General features: G+C 34.1%; 27 protein-coding genes. 3 read left to right on the forward strand and 24 right to left on the reverse strand.

Annotated features, from left to right (window positions below; all coding sequences use genetic code 11):
• Nucleotides 1–357: 357 nt before the first annotated feature.
• From ileS to ACMGE6_RS12310, 19 genes are all read right to left on the reverse strand, one after another.
• Nucleotides 358–3,105, reverse strand: a complete 2,748-nt coding sequence (ileS, locus tag ACMGE6_RS12220) for an isoleucine--tRNA ligase (protein WP_414053977.1) — start codon at nucleotides 3,103–3,105, stop codon at nucleotides 358–360.
• A gap of 278 nt (nucleotides 3,106–3,383) precedes the next feature.
• A complete protein-coding gene (locus ACMGE6_RS12225) occupies nucleotides 3,384–3,893 on the reverse strand; it encodes a DivIVA domain-containing protein (protein WP_414046729.1) in 510 nt (169 codons plus the stop codon).
• 16 nt (nucleotides 3,894–3,909) lie between these two features.
• Nucleotides 3,910–4,680: an RNA-binding protein gene (locus ACMGE6_RS12230; protein ID WP_414053978.1), complete on the reverse strand. Its 771-nt coding sequence runs from the start codon at nucleotides 4,678–4,680 to the stop codon at nucleotides 3,910–3,912.
• A gap of 55 nt (nucleotides 4,681–4,735) precedes the next feature.
• Nucleotides 4,736–5,029, reverse strand: coding sequence for a YggT family protein (locus ACMGE6_RS12235; protein WP_414053979.1), 294 nt, complete (start codon nucleotides 5,027–5,029; stop codon nucleotides 4,736–4,738).
• Nucleotides 5,029–5,583, reverse strand: coding sequence for a cell division protein SepF (locus ACMGE6_RS12240; protein ID WP_414046732.1), 555 nt, complete (start codon nucleotides 5,581–5,583; stop codon nucleotides 5,029–5,031). The genes ACMGE6_RS12235 and ACMGE6_RS12240 overlap by 1 nt, the downstream gene beginning before the upstream one ends.
• A 9-nt stretch (nucleotides 5,584–5,592) precedes the next feature.
• Nucleotides 5,593–6,255 (reverse strand): YggS family pyridoxal phosphate-dependent enzyme, encoded by a 663-nt coding sequence (locus tag ACMGE6_RS12245; RefSeq protein WP_414053980.1) that lies wholly within the window; start codon nucleotides 6,253–6,255, stop codon nucleotides 5,593–5,595.
• Between the two features lies 1 nt (nucleotide 6,256).
• A complete protein-coding gene (gene pgeF, locus ACMGE6_RS12250; protein WP_414053981.1) occupies nucleotides 6,257–7,045 on the reverse strand; it encodes a peptidoglycan editing factor PgeF in 789 nt (262 codons plus the stop codon).
• Nucleotides 7,046–7,143: 98 nt separating this feature from the next.
• Nucleotides 7,144–8,271, reverse strand: a complete 1,128-nt coding sequence (ftsZ, locus tag ACMGE6_RS12255; protein WP_414046735.1) for a cell division protein FtsZ — start codon at nucleotides 8,269–8,271, stop codon at nucleotides 7,144–7,146.
• 30 nt (nucleotides 8,272–8,301) lie between these two features.
• The gene (gene ftsA, locus ACMGE6_RS12260; protein ID WP_414053982.1) at nucleotides 8,302–9,690 is read right to left on the reverse strand and encodes a cell division protein FtsA; all 1,389 of its coding nucleotides are present in this window, start codon (nucleotides 9,688–9,690) and stop codon (nucleotides 8,302–8,304) included.
• 138 nt (nucleotides 9,691–9,828) lie between these two features.
• Complete coding sequence (locus ACMGE6_RS12265; protein ID WP_414053983.1) at nucleotides 9,829–10,728, reverse strand: cell division protein FtsQ/DivIB; 900 nt, start codon at nucleotides 10,726–10,728, stop codon at nucleotides 9,829–9,831.
• 2 nt (nucleotides 10,729–10,730) lie between these two features.
• A complete protein-coding gene (gene murD, locus ACMGE6_RS12270; RefSeq protein ID WP_414053984.1) occupies nucleotides 10,731–12,068 on the reverse strand; it encodes a UDP-N-acetylmuramoyl-L-alanine--D-glutamate ligase in 1,338 nt (445 codons plus the stop codon).
• On the reverse strand, nucleotides 12,069–13,034 hold the full coding sequence (mraY, locus tag ACMGE6_RS12275; RefSeq protein WP_414053985.1) for a phospho-N-acetylmuramoyl-pentapeptide-transferase: 966 nt from the start codon (nucleotides 13,032–13,034) through the stop codon (nucleotides 12,069–12,071). It abuts the gene before it with no gap.
• Between the two features lie 38 nt (nucleotides 13,035–13,072).
• Nucleotides 13,073–15,397 (reverse strand): penicillin-binding transpeptidase domain-containing protein, encoded by a 2,325-nt coding sequence (locus ACMGE6_RS12280; RefSeq protein ID WP_414053986.1) that lies wholly within the window; start codon nucleotides 15,395–15,397, stop codon nucleotides 13,073–13,075.
• A complete protein-coding gene (ftsL, locus tag ACMGE6_RS12285; protein ID WP_414053987.1) occupies nucleotides 15,384–15,758 on the reverse strand; it encodes a cell division protein FtsL in 375 nt (124 codons plus the stop codon). Before ftsL ends, ACMGE6_RS12280 begins: the two co-directional genes overlap by 14 nt.
• Nucleotides 15,759–15,769: 11 nt before the next feature.
• Entirely contained in the window at nucleotides 15,770–16,702 is a 933-nt protein-coding gene (rsmH, locus tag ACMGE6_RS12290; protein WP_414053988.1) for a 16S rRNA (cytosine(1402)-N(4))-methyltransferase RsmH, read from the reverse strand.
• A 9-nt stretch (nucleotides 16,703–16,711) separates the two neighbouring features.
• The gene (gene mraZ, locus ACMGE6_RS12295) at nucleotides 16,712–17,143 is read right to left on the reverse strand and encodes a division/cell wall cluster transcriptional repressor MraZ (RefSeq protein WP_414046743.1); all 432 of its coding nucleotides are present in this window, start codon (nucleotides 17,141–17,143) and stop codon (nucleotides 16,712–16,714) included.
• Nucleotides 17,144–17,316: 173 nt separating this feature from the next.
• Nucleotides 17,317–18,912: a bacillithiol biosynthesis cysteine-adding enzyme BshC gene (gene bshC, locus ACMGE6_RS12300; protein WP_414053989.1), complete on the reverse strand. Its 1,596-nt coding sequence runs from the start codon at nucleotides 18,910–18,912 to the stop codon at nucleotides 17,317–17,319.
• Nucleotides 18,913–19,030: 118 nt separating this feature from the next.
• Nucleotides 19,031–19,204: a 50S ribosomal protein L32 gene (gene rpmF, locus ACMGE6_RS12305; protein ID WP_041635879.1), complete on the reverse strand. Its 174-nt coding sequence runs from the start codon at nucleotides 19,202–19,204 to the stop codon at nucleotides 19,031–19,033.
• A 21-nt stretch (nucleotides 19,205–19,225) separates the two neighbouring features.
• Nucleotides 19,226–19,735, reverse strand: coding sequence for a YceD family protein (locus ACMGE6_RS12310; protein WP_414046745.1), 510 nt, complete (start codon nucleotides 19,733–19,735; stop codon nucleotides 19,226–19,228).
• Between the two features lie 124 nt (nucleotides 19,736–19,859).
• Here ACMGE6_RS12310 and ACMGE6_RS12315 point away from each other — a divergent pair, with 124 nt between their 5' ends.
• On the forward strand, nucleotides 19,860–20,939 hold the full coding sequence (locus tag ACMGE6_RS12315) for a tRNA(Met) cytidine acetate ligase (RefSeq protein ID WP_414053990.1): 1,080 nt from the start codon (nucleotides 19,860–19,862) through the stop codon (nucleotides 20,937–20,939).
• Between the two features lie 22 nt (nucleotides 20,940–20,961).
• Here ACMGE6_RS12315 and coaD read toward each other — a convergent pair whose 3' ends face one another.
• Both coaD and rsmD read right to left on the reverse strand, forming a co-directional pair.
• Nucleotides 20,962–21,465, reverse strand: a complete 504-nt coding sequence (coaD, locus tag ACMGE6_RS12320; protein ID WP_414053991.1) for a pantetheine-phosphate adenylyltransferase — start codon at nucleotides 21,463–21,465, stop codon at nucleotides 20,962–20,964.
• Nucleotides 21,458–22,021 (reverse strand): 16S rRNA (guanine(966)-N(2))-methyltransferase RsmD, encoded by a 564-nt coding sequence (gene rsmD / locus ACMGE6_RS12325; RefSeq protein ID WP_414046798.1) that lies wholly within the window; start codon nucleotides 22,019–22,021, stop codon nucleotides 21,458–21,460. Before rsmD ends, coaD begins: the two co-directional genes overlap by 8 nt.
• Before the next feature lie 54 nt (nucleotides 22,022–22,075).
• Between rsmD and ACMGE6_RS12330 the strand changes: the two genes are divergently transcribed.
• Entirely contained in the window at nucleotides 22,076–22,465 is a 390-nt protein-coding gene (locus tag ACMGE6_RS12330) for a DUF7147 family protein (protein ID WP_414053992.1), read from the forward strand.
• On the opposite strand, the gene ACMGE6_RS12335 is transcribed toward ACMGE6_RS12330, so the two are convergent.
• Complete coding sequence (locus ACMGE6_RS12335; protein WP_414053993.1) at nucleotides 22,449–22,706, reverse strand: DUF2129 domain-containing protein; 258 nt, start codon at nucleotides 22,704–22,706, stop codon at nucleotides 22,449–22,451. The two genes, ACMGE6_RS12330 and ACMGE6_RS12335, sit on opposite strands and share 17 nt — an antisense overlap.
• An 88-nt stretch (nucleotides 22,707–22,794) precedes the next feature.
• On the opposite strand from ACMGE6_RS12335, the gene ACMGE6_RS12340 reads away from it, so the two are divergent.
• Nucleotides 22,795–23,715, forward strand: coding sequence for a glycerophosphodiester phosphodiesterase (locus tag ACMGE6_RS12340; protein WP_414053994.1), 921 nt, complete (start codon nucleotides 22,795–22,797; stop codon nucleotides 23,713–23,715).
• 7 nt (nucleotides 23,716–23,722) lie between these two features.
• On the opposite strand, the gene ACMGE6_RS12345 is transcribed toward ACMGE6_RS12340, so the two are convergent.
• Together ACMGE6_RS12345 and ACMGE6_RS12350 are read right to left on the reverse strand one after the other, a co-directional pair.
• Complete coding sequence (locus ACMGE6_RS12345; RefSeq protein WP_414047920.1) at nucleotides 23,723–24,301, reverse strand: class I SAM-dependent methyltransferase; 579 nt, start codon at nucleotides 24,299–24,301, stop codon at nucleotides 23,723–23,725.
• Nucleotides 24,302–24,315: 14 nt separating this feature from the next.
• Complete coding sequence (locus tag ACMGE6_RS12350; protein WP_414053995.1) at nucleotides 24,316–24,747, reverse strand: YlbF family regulator; 432 nt, start codon at nucleotides 24,745–24,747, stop codon at nucleotides 24,316–24,318.
• Between the last annotated feature and the right edge of the window lie 2 nt (nucleotides 24,748–24,749).

Below are 24,749 nucleotides of genomic sequence, written 5' to 3' on the forward strand. Positions count from 1 at the left end.
TTTTGTATTTTAACACATTTTTATGTGTACGTCTGTTTTTTGGGGTGAGAAAATGTTTTTTGTTTACATAACATATTTATAGTGCATCATTATCTAGCATTAAATATTTTTTAGCGCTAGCTATGTTTACTTTTAATCATTAATACCCCTCGAGCTAGCGATATCCAACATTTATCGCTAGCAAATGATGGTTGCGATATTCGCACTTTATCGCAACCATCTCGCCATTTGCTCAACTTTTTGCTGCAATGGTTGCGATATTCACCTTTTATCGCAACCATCTCGTCATTTGCTCGACTTTTTTACAACCATTAAAAAAACCGAATGTACATATCAGTACATCCGGCTCTAAATTATCTATTTATTTTCTAAAACATTTAAACATCTTGGACATACGTTAGGGAATGCATGGTCTACGCCTGTTAATTTCGTAGAGAAATTCCAGCAGCGTTCACATTTTTCACCGTCAGCACGTTCAACAAGCACATTTAAGTTAGTGAACTTTTCACTTACCGCAGCGTCACTTACTTTTGCTTGAGATACGATAAATAACTGATGTAAATTATCAAAAGATTTTAATAATGCTTGATCATCAGCATTATCGCTATAAACAGTCACTTTAGCTTCTAGCGGTTTACCAATTACTTTTTCATTACGTAAATTTTCGATTCCTTTTAATACATCGTCACGTAACGTTAAGAAATGCGTCCATTTTTCAATTAAATCATTGTCTACTTCTTGTACTTTTGGCATGTCCGCTAAATGTACACTTTCCTCAGTAACATGTGGTGTATGGCTCCAGATTTCTTCAGCTGTGTGCGGAATAATAGGTGCAAGTACTTTAGTTAGAGAAGTTAATACTTCATATACTACTGTCTGCATACTACGGCGCACATGACTATCTTCGCCTTCAATATATAATATATCTTTACCATAATCTAGATAGAAGTTACTTAATTCAACATTAATAAAGTTTTGTAATTCCTGATAGATATCTAAATAATCATTGTTGTCATAATGCGTGTGAGCATTATTTACGAATGTATATAATTTATTTAACATGAACTTGTCGATTTCTTTTAAGTCTTCGTAAGCCACTTTATCCGTTTCTGGATTAAAATCATCTACATTCCCTAACAAGAACTTAAATGTATTACGGATTTTACGGTATACTTCTGATACTTGTTTTAAAATATCATCAGAAATACGTACGTCTGCTAAATAATCTACTGACATTACCCATAAACGGATAATATCTGCACCCATCTGTTTTACAACTTTTTCAGGTACTACTGTATTACCTAGTGACTTACTCATTTTACGGCCTTGACCATCCATAACGAATCCATGTGATAATAATTTCTTGTATGGTGATTTACCACGTGTTGCAACAGCTGTTGTGATAGATGAGTTAAACCATCCACGATACTGGTCACTACCTTCAAAGTACATATCAGCCGGGAAACTTAAATCTTCACGTGCTTCTAATACGCCGCGGTGACTTGATCCTGAATCGAACCAAACGTCCATGATATCTGTTTCTTTAGTGAATTCACCATTTGGACTACCTGGATGCGTAAATCCTTCAGGTAATAAATCTTTTGCAACGCGTTCATACCAAACATTTGAACCATGCGCTTCCACAAGCTTTGCAACATGTTCAATCACTGCTTCGTCCATGATGATGTCGCCGTTTTCAGCATAGAATACCGGAATTGGCACACCCCAAACACGTTGACGTGAGATTACCCAGTCACCACGGTCACGAATCATGTTGTAAATACGTGTTTTACCCCATTCAACTTTAAATTCAGTTTCATCGATTGCATTTAAGATATCTTGACGAACTTTGTTAATTGATGCAAACCATTGTGGTGTTGCACGGAAGATAACAGGTTTTTTCGTTCTCCAGTCATGTGGATATGAATGCGTGAAGAATTCTAATTTCAATAATGCGCCTGCTTCTTTTAAACGTTCTGTAATAACAGGATTTGCTTTATCATAGAATAATCCTTCGAATTCACCCGCTTCAGAAGTAAATACACCTTTGTCATCTACTGGTGAAATAACAGGTAACTCATATTTTTGACCGACGATAAAGTCATCTTCCCCGTGTCCGGGTGCAGTATGTACACAACCTGTACCAGCGTCAGTCGTAACATGATCACCTAAGATAATGATTGATTTTCTATCCTCAATAATTGGATGTTGTGTCGTGATTAATTCTAATTCAGACCCTTTAAATTCTTTTTCAATGACTACTGCTTCTTTATCCCAACCAATTGCGTCACATACATTATCAAGTAATGCTTGTGCAACGATATATGACTTTCCTTCAACACCAACTTGTACGTAGTTCAATTCAGGATTCACTGAAATTGCTACGTTTGCTGGCATTGTCCAAGGTGTTGTTGTCCAAATGACAAATTTAACTCCTTCTGTAACGACACCACGTCCGTCAACTGTATCAAACGCAACGTAAATCGAAGCTGACTTTTTATCATGATATTCGATTTCTGCTTCAGCGAGTGACGATTCACTAGATGGTGACCAGTATACTGGCTTCTTACCTTTATAGATATAACCTTTTTTCGCCATATCTCCGAACAGTCGAATTTGTTCTGCTTCAAATTTCTCTTGTAATGTAATATATGGATTAACCCAATCCGCATTAATACCTAATCGTTTGAAATCCGCTTTTTGTAATTCAACTTGCTCTAATGCATATTGACGGCATAATTCACGGAATTCTGCAGATGATAATTCCTTACGGTTAACACCTTTTTTAGTTAGTGCTGTCTCAATCGGTAAACCATGTGTATCCCAGCCTGGAACAAATGGTGTATAGAAACCATTCATCGCTTTATAGCGGGTGATAAAATCTTTAATAATTTTATTTAAAGCATGTCCCATATGGATCTGACCATTAGCATAAGGAGGACCATCATGTAAAATGTATGGCGTTTTACCTTCATTCTTCTTTAATGTTTTTTCATAGAGGTTAAGTTCATCCCACTTCTCCTGAATTTGAGGCTCTTTATTCGGCAGTCCGCCACGCATTGGAAAATCTGTCTTCGGCATTAATAATGTATCTTTATAGTCCATTTCATATTCCTCCTATAATTATAATAAAAAACTCTTAAGTTGATTACATCAGGACGAACGGATCCGCGGTACCACCTGACTTAACTCAACTTAAGAGTTCACTTGAAAATATAATATTGAAAATATAGACTGATCTTATCTATTGGTCATTGCTTAGGCTCACACTATCCCTAATTCGCTGTTCAAGTCATCAATAGATACGGTTCTATATGATTATTTTGATTATTATTTATACTACCATGTTTAATACGATTTGATAAGTGAAAAATTCAAAAAAATTAAACTTCATTATTTTGGTCATCTTTCAACGGTTGTGTTTCCAAGTCATAATTTAATAGATGATCCCAGTCTTCACCTTTCAATAAATCTAATTGGGCTTCCACAAGCATTTTGAATCGTGCTCTAAATATTTTTGACTGACGTTTCATATCCTCAGTCTGAAATGCGATTTCACGTGCCTGCTGCATCGCATCTTTTTTAATCAGTTCAGCGTGATTTTTCGCATCCTGAATAATCACATCAGCCTGCATACCAGCGCTTGCCTTTATTTCATCTCCTGCTTTTTGGGCAACCAAAATCGCTTCAGATATAGTATTCTCAACACTCTTAAATCGATTAATATTCTCATCTTTATCGGCAATCAACTGCTCTAACATTTTCTTTTCGCGACGCATCGTCTCAAGCTCATCACTTAACTGTTTCAGATAATCTCTTACTTCATTTTCATTTAAACCTTTATGTACGATATTAAATGATTTATTTTGAATCTCTTCCGGACTGAATTTCATAGTTTCACCTCAAATTTTATTTAAACATTGTACCATAGGTGATGCGTATCTTGTCTTTCTTTGTACGGTCACCAATTGCTTCTATTTTACCACGGCCAAAGCCTTTTATTGAAATTAAATCATTTGTCTCCACATAGAAACTCGTTTTATCAATGACGACATGATTGACCTTAACGTGTTCTGCCTCTATATGTTTTTGAGCGATGCTGCGCGATTTATTAATCATCAGTGCAACGATATTATCCAGCCTTAAGCTTGATACGGTCGATTGATGCGACTTAAAGACATCCGTACTTCGCTGCATTTCAGCTATCGTGATTTCTTTTAATGTTACACTCGAACCTTTTAATTTTGTCACATTTTGAAATACAAAATCACGTAGATGACGCGCAATGACAAACTGAACTTTATCACCGACAATAATATCACCGAGTAAATCACGTTTAAAACCTATGGACATTAATGCACCCAAAATATTACGATGCGAGAGTGTTACAAATTTATCTGCATACTTAATTTCGATAAACGATAACTCAAAATCCTCTGGGCTTACAATATGATAATCCGGGTAGACTAATGCACGCTTGCGTTCGGCATTCTCATGTCCTCCATTAAACGACACGTTCAGTTCTGTTCTATTGACAAGCGTCGTCAATATAAACTGCTGACGCGGATCCAGGAAGTGAGTCAATACAGGCGTATACTGACTATCCGCACGCTCAATCAAACTTTCCAGATGCTTTACAACTTCTATCTCTTCATTTCTAAAATGCTGATAAATATTCATAATACCCTCACTTGCTATGACATGAAAAAAATCTCATTGACATGAGATTTTTTAATTAGAATAATTTAAAAAGTATAAGATTAAATATTGCTCTTAAACCTTCCATTAGAAATCTTAAGAAGATTAACGCTGCAATACTTGAAATATCAAACATACCAATTGGTGGAATCATACGTCTAAAGGGTTCTAAAAATGGCTCATATATTTTACTCATCCATTCTCCAATCACAGATTCACGTAAACCAGGTATCCATGACATAAAGAAATAGATGACCATACCAATCGTATAGATATTTAAAACTTGCAATATCATATTCATTACTAAACGTACAATTTCAAATGTATTCATTAATACTCCTCTTGTTCATTATATTCTTCCGGTGCATCAAGCATTTCAGTAATCGTTCCTGCTACTTCTACATTATCGGGTGTACATAAGAAAATGTCTGCACCGATACGTTGTATATCTCCACCGATCGCATAAACAGTTCCACTTAAGAAATCAATGATTCGTTTTGCAGATATCTTATCGATACGTTGTAAATTTACCAGTGTAGCACGGCGATTTTTTAGTTCATCTGCAATATCCTGTGTATCACTAAAAACACGCGGTTCAAATAAACAAACTTTTGATATGCTTGATGACGATTCTTCATGAATATTCACAACATTATTTTGTGGCACTTTACGTTCAGTCACTTTCACTTTAGATTTAACGGGTTCTGGTTTCGAACGATAAATGGTTTCCTGCTTAACAATCTTTTTTTCAGGTTGACTGTTTGTTGCTTGAATTTTTTCTTTTTCAACTGCCTCAACAGCTTTTTTTGGAGTGTTATCTTCATAGACTACTTCTTCTTCATCTTCATAGACGAAAAATCCTTTAAATACGTCTTTAATTGCCATTTTTTCCTCCTATCCGACGAGCTTCGTACCGATACGAATAAACGTCGCACCTTCTTCAATTGCGATTTTGTAATCATTACTCATACCCATAGATAATTCAGTACATGGTGCATGAGGTAATGCTAATTGGTTAATTTCTAATTGTAATTTTTTTAACTGCTTAAAGTAATGGCGAATTTCTTCTTCAGAAGCTTCTAATGGTGCCATTGTCATTAAACCTACTACTTCAATGTTATCATATTCAGCTAGATTTTGGGTAAATGTTTGAACTTCAGATGCAGCAATACCATGTTTGCTTTCTTCTCCACTCACGTTTACCTGGATAAAGCATTTTACCTTTTTGTCTGCTCGTTTTTGGATTTCTTTTGCAAGACTCATACGGTCTAATGAATGTAGATAATCGATTTGATTAATGACCTCTTTTACTTTTCGCGTTTGGAGTGAACCAATGAAATGCATCGTAACACCTTGTATATGTTCACCTTTTTCATTAAATCCTTCAATACGGTTCTCACCAAGATGAGTTATGCCTGCTTGTGTCGCTTCCTGTGCTCGCTCTATAGAAACATATTTTGTCACAGCTATAACTTCAACTTGTTGATGGTAAGGTGAGCGTCCTAAACTTGCATTTATATCTTGTTGAATCACATCTAGATTTGATTTTACATCCATTTTAATCCCTCGTTCCAATGTAAGCTAACATTCTACCCGTTTTTCCTTTTTCTAAACGATAAGAGAAGAATTCTGTATTCTCCTTAGCAGTACAATGTTTTGTTACTTTAATATTTTGTTCTGGAATCCCACTATTTAATGCAATTCTTTTATTAATCTCCTGCAAATTAATATCATACATATCATTAGGATTTAAATAAAAACAATCTTCAAGGTCAAGATTAAGCGCTAAAAACTTCTCTTTTATATCTTCGTTAACTTCATAACATGGTGCACTGATTGACGGTCCAATTAAACAGCGTAAGTCATTTATATCTCCATCGTATGCTTTGATTAATCTTTCAAGTATCAATCCAACTGTCCCTCTCCAGCCAGCGTGTCCTAATGCAATATAATCATTAGTAACACTATACAGATAAACTGGTACACAATCAGCAAAACACATCGTAAGCAGTATACCTTTATCATAGCTATAAAGTCCATCAATATCATGCCACTTGTCAGTTAGTATTTCTACATTAGTTCCTTTATCTTCTGAATATACTTGCTGAATATTATTACCGTGCTTCTGGATAGGAAAGACCCATTGTTCTGTACTAAAATCAATTTCCTGTGCCACTACCTTTTGGTTGTGATGCACAAAATCATCACGATCATCTATATATAATGACATATTTAAACTACCATTTGGGTATTCACTTATACCACCATGTCTACTTGTAATTCCTATCACTTTATTCAAGTCATTATCAACGTTATATGTATGTTTATTTAACTGAAATGGCTCCATGATTACCTCCATTGTAGCTGATTATGTAAAAACCGAACAAACAATAATCAATAGATGATTAGTGTCTGTTCGGATTATTGTTTTTTATTTAAAACTTATTATCTTCTACGACGACGAGTTCCACGATCTTTTAAGAAACCTGGTACATCTAAATCATCACGCGTCGTTTCTCTCTCAGATTGAACAGGTTGTTGAGGTTGAGCAATCGTTTCAGTTCGTGTTTCACGCGTTGGTTGAGGTGAACCAAATGTTGGTGCAACAGTACGCGTTGGCTTATCGTTAAATCCAGTCGCAATAACTGTCACTACGATTTCATCTTGTAATTCAGGGTTAATTACTGTACCAAAGATCATGTTTACATCTTCATCAGCAGCATCCTGAACGATATCTGCAGCTTCCTGAGCTTCAAATAAAGTTAAAGATTCGCCACCAGTGATATTCATTAACACACCCTGTGCACCAACGATTGATGTTTCAAGTAATGGAGATGAAATTGCTTTTTTAGCAGCTTCAATTGCTCTGTTTTCTCCACTTGATACACCAATACCCATTAATGCAGAACCTTGGTTAGACATAATAGTTTTTACATCGGCGAAGTCTAAGTTAACTTCCCCAGATACTGCGATTAAATCAGAAATACCTTGTACCCCTTGACGTAATACGTTATCTGCTTCTTTAAACGCTTCCATCATAGGCGTTGATTTATCAACGATATCTAATAAACGGTCATTAGGAATAACAATTAATGTGTCTACTGCAGCTTTCATAGCTTCAACACCTGCAGCAGCTTGAGTTTGACGTTTACGGCCTTCAAAAGAGAATGGACGTGTAACGACACCGACAGTTAACGCTCCCATTTCTTTAGCAATTTTTGCGACAACAGGTGCTGCACCAGTACCTGTACCACCACCCATACCAGCAGTAACAAATACCATATCTGCACCTTGAATTGCATCTTCAATTTGCTCACGAGATTCTTCAGCAGCTTTTTTCCCGATTTCAGGATTCGCGCCTGCTCCAAGACCACGTGTTAATTTTTCACCGATTTGGATTTTAGAAGTTGCTTTAGATAAGTTTAAAGCTTGGCCATCTGTATTAATCGCAATAAATTCTACATTGTTCATACCGTGATCGATCATTCGGTTTACGGCATTGTTACCGCCGCCCCCTACACCGATTACTTTTAAAGTTGCTAAATGATTAAAGCCTTGTTCAAATTCTAACATTCAATTTTCCTCCTATATAATTGTGGCCAATTATTCAAATAATGATTTCATAATTCTTTTCATTACGCTTGGTTTTTCATTTTCATCAGTTGGTTGTTCATATGTACCATCAGGTCGTTCTACACGTTCACCGATAGTTTTAGAAGTATACACTTCTGTTTCAACATCTTTATTACTTTTACGTTTGAAGAAACCATCCAAACCTTTAGTTTTAGGTTTATCTTCAATAATTTCTTCTACATGCTCCTCTTCATTAAGGGCATCATGATTATTAATTGTAACATAATCTAATAGTTCATCAAAGTTAATACCACTGTTGATTGTTGAAATACATGAAGAAAATTCAGGTTTTCTGATTCCCATTTGTTGTGGTACATGTATTCTTACTTTTTCACTAACCATATCTGTTAATAATTCTTTAATGCCTAGCATATTGGCACTACCACCAGTGACTACAAATCCACCGTTGATTTTATTTAGACCCATCTCCTGTAATAAATCAAATACTTGAAGGAAGATCTCTTCAACACGTGCTTCAACGATATCACTTAAATCCTTTTGATTAAAACGCATTGGTTCGTCTGAATCAATTTGAGTAACAGTAAAAATGTCCTGTTCTGAAGCGAGATCATAAAATGCATGGCCATATTGTTCTTTAACTTTCTCAGCCTGATCAAATGTGGTGTTTAAGCCTTGTGCAATATCATTAGTGATTTGGCTACCTGCCATTGGAATATTATCTGCATCAAACAGATTACCACGTTCATAATAAGCCACTTGCGTTAATTGATCCCCAATATCAATAACAACTGCACCAAGTTCAACTTCAGTTGGTGTTAAAATGTGTTTATAGTTATAAGCATCTGAATATACATCCAGCACATGAACACCACAACTTTCAACACATTTCAATGTATTGACAAGCACTGATCGATTGATTGTAATAACACCCGCATCAACAGATAGGCTCTGGGTTGCAATCATTTCTTTAGGATCGCTTACTTCGTGTAAGTCATCGACTTTAAACATTTTCGGAAACACACCAATAATTTCAATGTCATTTGATGTATTTTTATCACGAATACCATCTAACACGTCTTCAATATGTTCACCTGTTATTTCAGTTGATTCTCCATTAAACGTTATTTCATGCTCTATATCATGAATTTCTGAATGAATAATAGGCATTTTTAGAAATACATCTTCAAACTCTATACCTGAAGCAATTTGAGCTTTTTTTATCGTATCTTTAATTGCATGACTAGCAACATCAAAGTCATCAATCATACCCTTTTTTATACCATCTGTAAAAGTTTGACCTGTACCTATCACATTAATGCCATTATGAAACTTTTCACCTACTACTACCTTAACGCTCGATGATCCAATATCTATAGAAACATAGTAATGTTCTTCCATCGATAGGCACCTCCTATTTATGTTTATTTAACATACACTATCAATATTACATTATAGACTTTATTCAGAAAACTATAAACGCTTTTTTCACAATAAAATAATTTTTTTAAAAATGTTTAGAGCGATATTTCTATAATTTTATTCTGTCGTTTTTTCTTTTTTAATATCATTCAGCTGATTTTGCAGATCTTTTACTGCCTGCTCCACCTTTTGCTTTTCTTTTTCTTCTTTTACTTTCATTTCAGATTCCATTTCCATACGTCGCGTTTCTGCCTTTTTTGATTCATATGGAATAAAAACTGCACCTATTTCCAAGTCGATAATACCTGGTTTGATAATTTTACCGTTTTCATCTCGCTCAATATTTTTAGCCATACTAGGATAATAATCAAGTTTATCAGATATTGTTCGTAAATCTCCAATGACCTCAAGACCATCTTTCATAAAAAACTGGATGCGTGAGGATGCTTGTTCATTTGGGATAAAGTTGATTTCAGATATTTGATTAACAATTGGTGTTTTCGTCTCATTCAGCACCTTTATCAATTTATTTAATTCTTTTTTGCCAAAATTATTTATTAATGGTGCTTCACCAGATGCTTTAAAATCCTTTTGATGAAGGATTTGTCCATTTTCGAGTACCGGATGAAACTCACTGCCATCCGGTATTAATCCCATCACTTTATATTCATCCACATGAATCGATACTTTATTTGGAAAATGTCTTTTAATTTCTACAGATTTTACACCATCAAGATATTCTATATTATTTGCAATATCACCAGTATTGATACTATAGATACGATCTGACTTAGTAATATTCGCTTTTTTCAGAATATCCTGTTCACTATTTAAAGTTGTGTGATTTACCGAAACTTTACTGACATAGCTAATGTCAGTAAACATATACAGTAATATCAATGTTACGAGTGCAACAATAGATAAAAAGACACCTAATTGAATACGCTGTTTTCTTTTACGACGTTTTCTCTTGTCTTCAATGTATTGCGGCGTTTCAATAATATTATCTTCCATCATTTTCACAATTCCTTCACTTGTGCTATGAAGTCATCTCCTCTAACTTCATAAGTCGGATACTGATCCCAACTTGCACATGCCGGACTTAATAATACGACATCACCGGCTTCAGTTAATTTACTTGTCTTTTTCACCGCGTCTTTTACATCGAGACATTGTGTATATGAAATATTATGTGCTTTTGCAAACGCAATTAATTTATCAGACGTTTGACCATATACATACATATGTTTGACATTTTCGACATGTTGATCAAGCGTTTCAAATCCGTTGCCTCTATCCAGACCACCACATAACCAGTGAATCGGAGAATTAAAGGCACTTAAAGCAAATGTTGTTGCTAAGGTATTTGTTGCTTTTGAATCATTGTAATATTTAACATCATCTTTATTCATCACAAATTGAAGTCTATGTTTTATACCTTCAAACGTTTTCAAAGTTTGCACGATGCTTTCATTTGGTATATTACTTAATTTAGCAGCCGCAATACTTGCTAAAATATTTTCAAGATTATGTGCACCGGGCAATACAGTATCTTTTAAGTCAATAATATATTCTCCCTGAAAATAAATACTATTTCCATCAATATAAGCCCCATCTACTTTTTTATCAGTACTAAAGTAAATAATCTGACTATTAATCTTTTGATTTTCAAGTAATTCTTTTTGTTTCTCATTAAAAATTAAATAATCATCGGGTGTTTGATTTTTAAATATATTTAATTTCGCCTTTACATATTCATCCTGAGATCCATGATAATCCAGATGGGCTGAATAAATATTTGTTATGATAGCGATATGAGGTCTAAAAGCTTTAATACCCATCAACTGGAATGAAGAAAGTTCAGTGATAAGGGTGTCTTCTTTTTTTGCTTGTTGTGCAATCAGTGATGCCACAAATCCAATGTTACCACATAACAATCCAGTTTTTTCACTTTGGTTAAACATGTCACCTATTAATGAAGTAACTGTAGTTTTTCCGTTTGTACCTGTAATGCCTATAATATTGCCTTCATTAATCTGATAAGCAAGTTCTACTTCAGTAATTATCGGAATATGACGAAGCACTGCTTCTTGAATCAATGGAATAGAGTAAGGTATACCAGGGTTTTTTACAATCAAAGATATATCCTCTAATACAGTTTTTGGATGATGTCCGCTTATTACCTTAATATCCATTTGTTCTAATTCTTTTGCTTCTTCAGTTTGACTCACATCTTTACCGTCATTTACAGTGACAACAGCTCCAAGGTTATTCAACAGTTTTGCAGTTTCATATCCACTTTTTCCAAGTCCAAGTACAAGTACCTTTTTGTCGCGGTAGTCAGTTATATTTTTCACTTAATTCACTCCTAAATAAATACCGATTAATCCTGATATTATTCCCACTGTCCAAAATACTATCACTATCTTCCATTCACTCCATCCACCTAGCTCAAAATGATGGTGTAGCGGACTCATTCTAAATATTCTTTTGCCAGTAAGTTTAAACGACGTTACCTGAATCATTACCGATAATGTTTCAAGCACAAATACTAATCCGATAAAGATTAAGGTTAATTCCTGATTTAACATGATAGAAATAGTCGCGATTACGCCACCCAGTGCTAACGATCCTGTATCACCCATAAACAACTTCGCTTTATATTTATTATAAATCAGGAATCCACATAAACTACCGATGAGTATCGCTAAATAATACACCATACCGGCGCTCACTGAATGCGCTAAATATAAATAACAACTAAATGCAATAATTGATAATCCCGTTGCCAGACCATCTAAACCATCTGTCAGGTTAACAGCATTTGAAAATCCGACTTGCCAGAATACGATAAATATTACGTAGAAAATCGATAAAGGAATACCAATATCAGTAAATGGCAAATTTATTTCATTCGATAAAGAAAGCAAACCTAAACCGTTGCTGACAATATAGAACAGTACTGCGATGATAATCTGGAATAAGAACTTTTGTTTTGATGTTAATCCTTGATTATTCTTTTTTACGACAATAATGTAATCATCTACAAACCCAATCAATCCAAACCCTAAAGTTACTAATATCAATAAAATAATTGGTCCGTTGTCCTCAACAAAAAATGTGGCTACAAAACTTAACAAGATTGTACTGATTAAAAAAGTAAGTCCCCCCATGGTTGGTGTACCACTTTTTTGTTGATGGCTTTGCGGTCCTTCTTCACGAATAGATTGACCAAACTTCATTCTTTTAAGTAAAGGTATGAAGAGTGGAACTAAAATTGCTGTTAAAATAAAGCTCATTACTCCAAATATTAACGCATTCATAAAATTTCACATATCAGTTTTTCACTGATTCCTTTCATTTAATTTTCTTTTTTCTTCGAATCTGTTGTCTCCGTTGTATTTTCTTCAATGGTTTTATCTTTTACATCAGAGGCATTATTTTTATCTTGCTTTAATGCCTCCTCCTCTAATTGTTTCTTGAGCGCTTTTTCTTCATCTTTTTTGTTTGCATCAATAATATTATCATATGCTGGAGATTGTTTTAGTGGATCAAGAGAGTCCATTGATACCATTACTTTATCACCTTTTTTCAGTGCTGTATTCGGTGCAACAGATTGTTTCACTACATAACCACTTCCGTCAAACTGAATTTTTATATTGGTCATCTGTTCCAGCATGAGTAAATCTCTCTTTGACCATCCCGTTACATCTGGCATCGATATCTTACCATCTGTTAACAGAAGTACTTTATCACCTTTTAACATCTCAGTATTTAGTGGAAGCTGTCCTATCACCTTATTGCCATCGCCTAGAGTTACTGGCATAAAGCCTGCCCCTTCAATTATACCGCTCGCTTTTTCTGCATTCATATTTGTTACATCTTCAACGTTTTGAGATAGTTTTTTATCCTTATCTTTTGTTGCTCCGACGTTGAGATATTTTAAAGTATTTTCCATCAGCGGTTTATATCCTTTAGATACACCTATATTATAAGCTTCTCCTGCATTTTTCTGAGCGAGCGACATGCCGTAATAGATGATAACTCGTGGATTTTTAGCAGGAGCATACCCCATAAAGCTGACCATGTATGGTTGATATCCTTTCACATAACCACCGTTCTTCGTATCAGGCACTTGTGCTGTCCCTGTTTTACCTGCAATCTTGTAATCATCTATACGATAATTATACGCATGCATCTCAGAACCATAAACAACATCATATAAGGCATCCATTGTTTTATGTGCTGTTGATTTGGAAATTGGTTGCCCAACAACTTTGCGTTCACCCTTGTAAACAATACTTTTATCTGGTGTAACTATGTCTTTAACAAAATATGGACGAAGCATTTTTCCATCATTAACAATTGCTGATTCAGCTTGTAGCATTTGTGCAGGACTCACAGTAGTAGATTGACCAAAGGCTGATACTTTCTTACTCAGTTCATCTCCCCATGAAATATGTCCTGTCACTTCAGAATCGAATAGAGAGTGTGTTGATTTGCCGAAACCAAACTTCTCATAATATCGTTTCATTTTATCTTCCCCAACATCATCCTGGAGTTTCATCATTAAAACATTCGATGATAGCTGGAACCCTTTATTCATTGAAATCATGCCCCATCCTACATCATTCCAGTCGGAGATAACACTACCGGCAACTTCTCTCTCTCCTGACTTGTACTTTTCTTTAGGATGATATTTACCTTCTTCAATCGCTGCAGCTAAGCCGTATGTCTTAAAAGTTGATCCTGGTTCATACGTATTTTGATAGAGGTTATTTGCCCATTTCTCTCCGAAATTCTCACGTGTTTCCGGATTAAAAGTTGGTCTTTGACTATATCCCAGGATTTCTCCTGTTTTTGCATCGGTTACCACTGCAAATAAATCTTTCGGTGCATACCTTTTCACCATTTCATCCAGAGAATCTTCAACGAATATTTGAATATTTTTATCAATCGTCAGACTAACATTATCACCATTGACAGCAGGTACGACATTTCCTGATTTCGGTAATACGTACTGCCAAATATCTTGTTTAAAACTTGTCTTACCAGCTTTTCCTGATAAATAAGTATCAAATATTTTTTCGCTACCCATCATCCCTTGTATTTGATTTGTATCCGGATTCTTTTCAGCATATCCAATTAAATGAGATGCGAAATTACCATTAGGATAAAAGCGTTTTTTCTCTGAGAAAAACGTCAAACCTGGTAACTTTAACTGTTCGATTGATTTCTTCTGATTAAAGGTTAAATCTTTACCTGCCTTACCAAACTCGACCTGGAATGCTTTCTTAGTTTTTAGCGTTTTTAAAATAGATTTATAAGGCATATCAATAATTTTACTTAATGCTTTAGCAGTTTTCTTTTTATCCACCACATGTCTTGGCGGCTTCCCTTTTTGACTCATACGTTTATCAAGCACTGCTACTAATTTATATGAATCTATATCTTCAGCCAGAACTTCTCCGTTACGATCTAGAATTTTTCCTCGCACAGGTTGATTAACAATACTACGTACATATTTTTCACTCGCCCGCATCGTTAAATCCTGACCACTCGAGTGTCCTGTTACCATTACAAAAGAATATTTTAAAATCAATGAAAAAAAGAGCAGTCCGAATAACAACACTAAAAGGACCGCTCCTATTTTATTTTTTCTTATTTTAAGCTTAGTTCGTGACATTTTTTTGCACTACCTTTACGTTATCATTATTCAAGCTTAATCCGAATGATTTAGCTTTACTATAGACACGTTCATAAGAAGATTGTTTCATCGCTTCAGAATTCAATTCACCATTTACTGATTTTTGATGAACGATCTTTTGTTCAACAGCAGCAATCTTAGTATTGGTTTGATACGCATCATATTTTAAAGATAGCATATAAATACTTACTAAAGCAATTAATGTTACAAGTGATAGATATACTAATTTTTCTAATTTAGATAACGAAACAACATGGGTTTTTGTAACGGTTTTTGTCTTAACTTTTTGTTGTGGCTGTACTTGCTCATAATAATTCTGATTGATAAATTCTACTGCCATGTTGTCACCTCTTATTTTAATATTTCAACTACCCTGAGCTTTGCACTACGTGCTCTATTGTTGTCATCTAACTCTTCTTGTGAAGATACAATCGGTTTTCTGTTGACTCTTTTTAATTTTGGTTTGTATTCATCAGGAATAACTGGTAGGCCTCTTGGAATATCCGGACCTTTTTCATATTCTTGAAATACTTGTTTACACAGTCTGTCTTCTAATGAGTGGAAAGTAATAACAGAAATTCTCCCTCCCACCTTTACTGAATCAATCGCTTGTTCTATTGATTCTTCAAAAGCACCAAGTTCGTCATTAACCGCAATCCTTATCGCCTGGAAAACTCTTTTTGCTGGATGTCCTCCAGTCCTCCTGGCTGGTGCTGGAATTGCGTCTTTAATTAATTCAACAAGTTCTGATGTCGTTTCTATCGGTGCAGTTGCTCTCGCATTTTCAATTTTTCTAGCGATTTGTTTAGAAAATTTTTCTTCACCATATCGAAAGAATATAGATACTAACTTTTCATAAGGCCATTCATTCACTACTTCAAATGCAGATAGTTCTTGTGATTGATCCATACGCATATCAAGTCTTGCCTCCTGATGATAACTAAAACCACGTTCACCAACATCCAGTTGTGGACTTGATACACCCAGGTCATAAAGGATGCCATCTACTTTATCAATATTAAGGTCATTTAAGATAGTTCTTAAATTTCTAAAGTTATCTTTTACGAAAGTTACTTTGTCTAAATAATCTTTCAAAATGATTTCAGCGTTATCTAGTGCAGTTTGGTCCTGATCAATAGATATTAGTCGACCATTTGTTAATTGTTTGACTAAGTAAAGACTATGTCCTGCTCCACCTAACGTGCAATCAACATAAATGCCATTTGGATTGATATTTAGCTGATTGACAGTTTCCTTTAACAATACTGTAATATGATGGAACATAGTATCCTCCTATAAATCAAAATCAATTAATTCTTCTGCAATCTCTTCATAATTCTCTTCAGTATCTTCGTAGAAATCATTCCAGTTATTTCTGTCCCAAATCTCTATTCGACTTGAAACACCAATCACTGTACATTCTTTTGACAGCCCGGCATATTCCATTAAATTCTTAGGAATATTAATACGACCTTGCTTATCAATTTCAACTTCAACAGCACCTGAAAAGAATAAACGCATAAATTTTCTGGCATCTCTTTTAGTCATTGGTAAAGTTTTTAATTTTTCTTCAATTCTTTTCCATTCATCTAAAGGATAGCCGAACAAACACTTATCAAGGCCACGAGTGATTACGAAATGTTCAGTTAATTCATCTCGGAACTTTGCAGGTACAATCATTCGACCTTTTGTATCCAATTGATGTTGATATTCACCCATGAACATATGCATCACCTAGCCTTAATATAAATTTACCACATCCCACCACTTTCCTCCACTAATTATACAAAAGTTTTTATAATTTTATTTGAATACGAAAATAACCCCACACCAACGCTTTTTACACGAGGTGGGGGGTTATCCCAAAAATATATTAAATAATTACTTTTTCAAGAGTATTATGGCTTTAAAATAGTATGTTCTAAGGTATAAGATTCTAATTGTTGGATGACTTCATCAAAGATCCCAAAATGATATCTATTGATAAGCTGAAGTGGATGCATAATTCTCTCCTGTAAACCATTATGAGGATTCAAACTATTTCCTATTGCATTGAGAGCTTTAAAATCCGTTTCATATTTACTCTTTAATTCCTGGTCATAACGTTTTTTCAAATAATCAAATTGTCGGTAATGATAATTTAAGTTATCTCTTAACAAACGTTTTGTTTCTTCAGAAATATCAAGAAGTTGCATTGATTCAAATTGTGTTTCCAAACTTCTAATGGTTGATTGAATTTGACTGATCAACAATGGATTCTCACGCGAATTCAAGTATTTTAGACTATAGAAATCAATCCCACGATTAAATAAATCTTCAAACGAAATATCAAAGCGCTGCATGTCTTTTATTATTTTATCATCTGTATAAGTTATACGCATACGAGGTACAACGAGCGGCATCTCAACATTTGCAAATTCAAAAACTTGTTTAAGTTCTCCCCAGTATTTGATTTCAGACGGTCCACCAATAAATGCCAACGTATTGAACAACATTTCTTCCATTAATGGACGTGTTACCACATTATTACTGAATAAGTGAGGAGCAGCTTGTATCATTGCTCTAATTTCCGCTTTTGTAAATACCTTATTAGATTTTGGTAAAATATATTTACCTCCCTCACTTTGAATCAACTGGCGTTTACCCTCAAAAGACATAAAAAGATGAACATTCGTATCTGTAATAATCTGCTTTTCATCAATCAATGAAAACATCTTTTCCTGTCCTTCTCTAAACGCTCGATCAATCGATTCATGATGATCAAACATCCACACTAGAATATCAGTTTCCAGATTTCTTAACGTTTTATTCTGACTATCAATTAAGAGTAAGCCGTACTCTTTAAAAAGTGTATGAATAATATATTGAAAGTGATCTGTCCAGTTTTCAGGTAATTCATTTAATAATGCCTGTATTGATTTTGTATTTTTAGTTTCATTAAGATTTGAAATGAATTGATCAATTGTATATTTTAATGCACTTTGTTCAAAATTTAGCGTTGAAACACTGTCTGTAACCTCATCTTGAGTATGATACTTTATCTTTTGAATATAATGATCACTCGAATATACATTAAGATGATTAACTTCACCAAAGTCATGATCTTCTCCAGCAATCCAGAATACCGGAATAATATTTGTACCAAGTTTTAATGATTGTTCTTTTGCTAACACAATAATAGAAATAATTTTATGTATTGTATAAAGCGGACTCACGAAAAGGCCAGCTTGTTGGCCTCCAATCACAACTTTATGTCCTGCTTTAAGAAGGCTGATATTTTCAAGCTGGGCATCACTTAAGTCAAATTTTGACATATATTCATGAATCACTTGGCTTAAACTTGCTTCTAGCCCATTAGTGGGGTAATTCATACGTTCAAGGTAGCTTGCATCATTTGCCACGTCATATTGATATTGTGAAAGGACTTCATCCTGATGTGTATATCTCTCTATAAACGAACCTTTTCTATCTTTTAATTGCTTAATAATCTCCACTATCATCACACCTCGCATTTAATCATAACTTAGTATAAAGATATTCTATCTTAAATACAATTTAACGGCTTAAAAGACAAAAAAAAGTGTATCGCAAGCGCGATACACTTAATAGCTATTATTTTGAAACTACTTCTTTACCATTATATGATCCACATGATGGACATACGCGGTGAGATAATTTCATTTCGCCACATGATGGACATTCTACCATACCAGGTACAGATAATTTGAAATGCGTACGACGTTTTCTTTTCGCTGTTTTAGATGTTCTTCTAAATGGAACTGCCATTGTATTTTGCCTCCTATCGATCTAGTTTTCAGACATATTGTCTTTTAAAGCTTGAAGTTTTGCAAGCCTTGGATCAACCTTAGGCTGTACTTCTAATTGACTTTCGTCAATAACTTCCCAACCTTTACCTTTTGTTAGCTCTAAATCAACATCCTCTTTTACCACACGTACAGGTTTATTGATTACAACTAACTCCTGGATAACGGGTGTTAAGTCTATAACACCATTATGAATGGCGTGTCTATTCTCATCATATTCAACATAATCTCTATCATCAAAATATTCAACCGATTGAATGTCAAATGGAACTTCAACATCTTCTAATGTTCTTGCACAAGACATAACGAATTGTCCAGTCACATGTAAATCAGCTACTATTTCATTTGACTTAGGTGTTAATTTACCTTTCACCTTTATTGGTGATATATCAACTAACTGTAAGCTAGATATTAAATGATTCAAGTTGATTTCTGACTCAAATGGATAACCACTATCACGGTGTTTTCTTAATTCAGCTAATGACCATTTCATATGGTTTCACCTCTTACAAACACAAAATTTATTTTACCTCTTTTACTAACACTTTGTCAAGATTTTTTCTTAACAGATATTTCTGTTACAATCAATATTATAAACGGATATAAGGGGAATTACAATGCAGTCTATCGGAATTATTTGCGAATATAATCCATTTCACAATGGCCATAAATATCATATAGAACAAGTAAAAAAAATATACCCTGATGCAGTCATTATTGCAATCATGAGTGGTCAATTCGTTCAGCGTGGTGAACCAGCATTCATCAGCAAGTTTATTCGCACGCAAATGGCTCTTGATTTCGTTGATTTAGTTGTAGAACTGCCACAATTTTATGCAGTAAGTTACGCTGATGACTTCGCACGAGGTGGCATAAAAATTGCTCAGTTATTACAATTAGATGCACTGGCTTTCGGTAGTGAATCCGGGACTTTATCATTTGATAAAAAAATAGAAATACCGGACAAGACAATTATACGCACAGGTGCATCATATCCAAAAATTATGAGTACTGGACTAAAATCAAATGATATTTTAGCACAAAGTTATTTACATGCAAAAGATGAATTATATCCTATACTGCATATGATTCCTATAAAACGATATGGTAACGAATATTTAGAAACGCATCTAACTGGTACGATTTCAAGTGCAACTGCCATTCGAAAAAATTATTTTGAAGGTGAAGATATTACCTATGTAATGCCTTATGCCCATTTAATCTCACATCCAGTAAAATGGGATAACTATTTTGAATTATTAAAATATAAAATCATCTCAAACAGTGTAAATGAACTTAAAAGTATTTACACGATGTATGAAGGACTTGAGAATCGATTAAAAAAGGTCATCGGTGAAGTAGATACCTTCGAAGAACTAATACAATCCATGGTCTCTAAGCGTTATACAAAAAGTCGTATACAGCGTTTATTAACATACATTTTACTTAATATCAGAGAAATCGATGTTCCTCATTTAAAAGAAATTAACGCAGTTCGAGTGCTTGGAATGAATAATCCTGGCCGAAATCTAATAAAAAATATAAAGACTACTGAATTAATCACCAATGTAAATAAAAGTAATAAGCATCATTTTGAATTAGAAATAAAATCAAACGAAATATACAATCTCATTAGTGGTTGCAGGATGACAGATTTTAATACGCCTGTTATCTATAAAAATAAAGAGATTAATTAAGCCACACAAACGTGTGGCTTTATTAATTGTCAGAAGACAATATATATTTGTATTTTTCTTTTAAGGCAAGTTCAACATTTTTCGGAACAATGCTTGAAACGTCTCCACCATATTTTGCTACTTCTTTTACCATACTCGATGAAATAAATGAGTATTGATTATTGGTCATCATATACAATGTCTCAATATCATCATTTAATTTCTTATTCATACTCGTAAGCTGCATTTCATATTCAAAATCCGATACCGCACGTAACCCACGCACAATTTGTTTAGCTCCCACGCGTTCACAATAATTGACTAACAATCCAGAGAAATAATCTACCTTTACATTAGGTAAATGCTGCACCGCTTCTTCAATGAGTGCAAGTCTTTCTTCAATAGTAAAAAAACCTGTCTTTTTAGAATTATTTAAAACTGATACATGTATTTCATCAAATAACTCACTGCTGCGCTGGATAATATCTAAATGTCCTTTAGTAATAGGATCAAAACTTCCTGGTACTACTGCAATTTTTTTACTCATAACGACCTCTTAAAATGATTAATTTTGTTATGCCATAAATTTCATTTTTTACAACTTCATAATCTAACGTATCTATGACTTCATTCTTCTCACATTCTATAAGAATTTGTCCGCCGTTTGCAAGTAAGTTAAATTCTTGTATCATCGGAAGAGCTTCATTCACGATATTTTTTTGATATGGTGGATCTAAAAAAATAATATCAAATTGAATATCCCTTTTATGAAGTGCTTTTAGCGCCCTCTTATAATCATTTTTATAAATTTCAACCTCTTCATCTAAAAACGATGTATTTTTCTTGATCATTTGAATCGCATCAAAACTTCCATCAACAAAAATTACTTTAGACAGTCCTCGACTAATTGCCTCTACACCTAATCCACCGCTACCCGCAAATAAATCCAGACCCATTCCCTGCATTGGACCTAATATATTAAACATCGTTTCTTTTATTTTATCTGTCGTTGGTCTGGAAGTTACTCCTTTAGGTGCTGTTAATGAAAATCGTTTATATTTACCAGCAATTACGCGCATATTAAACTCCTTTGAATAATGTATTGTTACGGCTCTTTCATGTATAATGAAATATATTATACAGTGAAGGAGACCATTATGAAACAAGCATTTATTTCTTTAGGCGAAGGGTATAGTGACCTCTTCGAACTTGAACAACTGATGAAGTACAATCATGAACGTACCGATTGTATATTATTTTTACATACCACTCTTGAAGTTACGCCAAAAACATCCGTTGTATTAATAATGAAACCAACAGTGGATGGAAATTTCCAGGCGATGTATAGTATTTTTGAACGCATCAACTATCCATATCCTGACAGCAACAAACGTTTTGAGCTGATAAAATCATGGGCACAACAATATAACATTACGATTAAAGAATTTGATGTGAAAGCTAAGCACTTTTTCTATGAAGAAGCTTTATACCATCAATATTTAATCGGTGTGTTGCGATTGCAACGTGTAATCAAACCGATGCATTAATCTGATTATTTGATGCATAATCGGTTTTTAGTTGTTTGTACGGAGAACTCATTACATGTGTAACAAATTTTAATTTTTCAAGTTGTCCCAGTATACTCTCTAAGTTATCGCTATTAACATACATTGAAACCCATTTTTCTTTACGATTCGTATATACAATATGACCATATTTACGTATTTGACGCTCATGTTTATGACTCTTTAAATAAATGATTAGCTGTTCTCTTTGAACTAATGTCATACTCTTCTTTCCTCTCATTCGGCTTTCTTTTATAGTATCATTAGTTCTGTTAAAATTAAAATAACAAAACATTCTGGAGGTTAATTCTGTGAAAAAAAACTTATTGATAAAATCGACCGTGTTCACTGCTGTAGCATATTCTACTCTACTTGGGATTACTAAAGTTACAAGTAAACAACAACCACGCAAAGTACAATCTTTCTTTAGTAACCGCTCACCCTATATACTGGCTCATCGCGGTGGTTTGAAGTTAGCACCAGAACATACAATGGCAGCTTTTAAAAAGGCCCAACAATTAGGTGTTGACGGCTTTGAAATTGATGTGAGATTAACAAAAGACAATCACATTGTAGCATTTCATGATGCATTAATCGACCGCGTATCTAACGGTTCAGGAAAAGTGTATGACCACACTTTAGCAGAGTTGCTTGAGCTTGATTTTGGCTATCATTTTAAAGATATTAATGGTGAGTACCCGTTTCGTGGATCAACTGACGCTAAAATCATTACTTTAGAGGAGCTACTCGATGCATTTCCTGATATGTTAATTAATATCGACATTAAAGATACATCAGACTCTATGGCAGGTCAACTTGCACCTGTACTACTATATCGTCTGATTCATTCAAAAAATGCCTTTGATCGTGTTTGTGTAACTAGTTTTGAGGATACGCAAATTGCTCGTTTTAATGCATATGCACAGGATCGTATCGCATTAGGCGCTGGAGAAAAAGAAGTCACACGCGCTTATCTTGCATTGAATACAGGTCTGAAACATTCATACCAACCACAAGCAGATACTTTCCAGATGCCGGTTCATTATAAAGGCATACCTTTAGATAATGAAAAGTTTATACAATTCCTGCAATCTTTAAATATAGCTGTTGGCTACTGGGTGATCAATAGTATCGATGAAATGGATGCTTTATTAAAAAAAGGCGTACATACTATTGTTACAGATCGACCTGATTTAGCGATGCATCTAATTAACGAAAAGTATAAAAAATAAGGAGTGGCTATGCCACTCCTTTATGTTTTACTTCATATATTTCAATACCTCTATAATGTGTAATGTTTTCAATCTCTAATGCTGCTGCATCAAACATTGACTGTAGCTGCTGCTTACGATTCAAGAAAAGATTAACCTTATAATAAAAATATATTCTCCCTTTCTTCTTTAATATGCGTTTCATCTCAAATATTAAAGCTTCTTTTTCAAAAAAAGTATCAAAGGGCTGATTAATTAAAATATAATGAAACTTCTTTTCTCTATACGGCAGGTGCTGACTAGATGCGATTTGATAACTATAATGAGGATAGATGTGCATCGCAATATTTAAGTTGCGGATTGACTGATCTAAAATGTATCCTTTAATATTTGTTTGTTGATCCAGTGCGTGTACCCATTTTCCAGTATGACAACCGATACATAACACCTTCTGATGGTATTTTATGGATAGAAAATGTGTTAGAAACTTCTCAAAAATAGGAATGAAGATTAAATCACTATTTTTACTTTTATAGAGTTCTTCATCGGGTCGATTTAAAAATTTTATCTTTTTTTCCCATTTAGATATAAGTTTTTTTTCATCCATGTATGAATTTCCTCCTAACTACACCCGCAACCACTACTACAAGCATGTGATTCAAAAAATGGATTACCGGTTTCAACTTTAATATTGGTCGAAATATGTTGCGTAACAATTACTATCACTTCATCCAGTAAAGTCTGAAGATTCATTTCAAGTTGTTTCAGATGCGCAACTTCTGGATGCATTTCATATTCCTTTTTCTTTCGTCTTGTTTCAAGCATTACCTTCTGATAGTCAGGATGATAACGACCGAATCGGTTAACTTCATCATATTTTTCTTTAAGTTTAATTAAATCTTTTTTGATTTGCTGAACTTCAGCATTGTCTTCAAGTTCAATATACAGCTGTTTATATTGGAGGTACGCTTCACTATTTAATAACATTTTATTTAAATTTTCTGATCGTTCTATTACAGCTAAGATTTCATTATCATAAATCATATTCGTCATCC

This window comes from Macrococcus equi, from assembly GCF_047426745.1.
Taxonomy (GTDB): Bacteria; Bacillota; Bacilli; order Staphylococcales; family Staphylococcaceae; genus Macrococcoides; species Macrococcoides equi.

Bases quoted from the DNA above. Each gene is read 5' to 3' on its own strand.
- ileS (WP_414053977.1), bottom strand. From the start codon at position 3,105: ATGGACTATAAAGATACATTATTAATGCCGAAGACAGATTTTCCAATG.
- ACMGE6_RS12225 (WP_414046729.1), bottom strand. From the start codon at position 3,893: ATGAAATTCAGTCCGGAAGAGATTCAAAATAAATCATTTAATATCGTA.
- ACMGE6_RS12230 (WP_414053978.1), bottom strand. From the start codon at position 4,680: ATGAATATTTATCAGCATTTTAGAAATGAAGAGATAGAAGTTGTAAAG.
- ACMGE6_RS12235 (WP_414053979.1), bottom strand. From the start codon at position 5,029: ATGAATACATTTGAAATTGTACGTTTAGTAATGAATATGATATTGCAA.
- ACMGE6_RS12240 (WP_414046732.1), bottom strand. From the start codon at position 5,583: ATGGCAATTAAAGACGTATTTAAAGGATTTTTCGTCTATGAAGATGAA.
- ACMGE6_RS12245 (WP_414053980.1), bottom strand. From the start codon at position 6,255: ATGGATGTAAAATCAAATCTAGATGTGATTCAACAAGATATAAATGCA.
- pgeF (WP_414053981.1), bottom strand. From the start codon at position 7,045: ATGGAGCCATTTCAGTTAAATAAACATACATATAACGTTGATAATGAC.
- ftsZ (WP_414046735.1), bottom strand. From the start codon at position 8,271: ATGTTAGAATTTGAACAAGGCTTTAATCATTTAGCAACTTTAAAAGTA.
- ftsA (WP_414053982.1), bottom strand. From the start codon at position 9,690: ATGGAAGAACATTACTATGTTTCTATAGATATTGGATCATCGAGCGTT.
- ACMGE6_RS12265 (WP_414053983.1), bottom strand. From the start codon at position 10,728: ATGATGGAAGATAATATTATTGAAACGCCGCAATACATTGAAGACAAG.
- mraY (WP_414053985.1), bottom strand. From the start codon at position 13,034: ATGAATGCGTTAATATTTGGAGTAATGAGCTTTATTTTAACAGCAATT.
- ACMGE6_RS12280 (WP_414053986.1), bottom strand. From the start codon at position 15,397: ATGTCACGAACTAAGCTTAAAATAAGAAAAAATAAAATAGGAGCGGTC.
- ftsL (WP_414053987.1), bottom strand. From the start codon at position 15,758: ATGGCAGTAGAATTTATCAATCAGAATTATTATGAGCAAGTACAGCCA.
- rsmH (WP_414053988.1), bottom strand. From the start codon at position 16,702: ATGTTCCATCATATTACAGTATTGTTAAAGGAAACTGTCAATCAGCTA.
- mraZ (WP_414046743.1), bottom strand. From the start codon at position 17,143: ATGTTCATGGGTGAATATCAACATCAATTGGATACAAAAGGTCGAATG.
- rpmF (WP_041635879.1), bottom strand. From the start codon at position 19,204: ATGGCAGTTCCATTTAGAAGAACATCTAAAACAGCGAAAAGAAAACGT.
- ACMGE6_RS12310 (WP_414046745.1), bottom strand. From the start codon at position 19,735: ATGAAATGGTCATTAGCTGAATTAAGAAAACACCGTGATAGTGGTTAT.
- ACMGE6_RS12315 (WP_414053990.1), top strand. From the start codon at position 19,860: ATGCAGTCTATCGGAATTATTTGCGAATATAATCCATTTCACAATGGC.
- coaD (WP_414053991.1), bottom strand. From the start codon at position 21,465: ATGAGTAAAAAAATTGCAGTAGTACCAGGAAGTTTTGATCCTATTACT.
- ACMGE6_RS12330 (WP_414053992.1), top strand. From the start codon at position 22,076: ATGAAACAAGCATTTATTTCTTTAGGCGAAGGGTATAGTGACCTCTTC.
- ACMGE6_RS12335 (WP_414053993.1), bottom strand. From the start codon at position 22,706: ATGACATTAGTTCAAAGAGAACAGCTAATCATTTATTTAAAGAGTCAT.
- ACMGE6_RS12345 (WP_414047920.1), bottom strand. From the start codon at position 24,301: ATGGATGAAAAAAAACTTATATCTAAATGGGAAAAAAAGATAAAATTT.
- ACMGE6_RS12350 (WP_414053995.1), bottom strand. From the start codon at position 24,747: ATGACGAATATGATTTATGATAATGAAATCTTAGCTGTAATAGAACGA.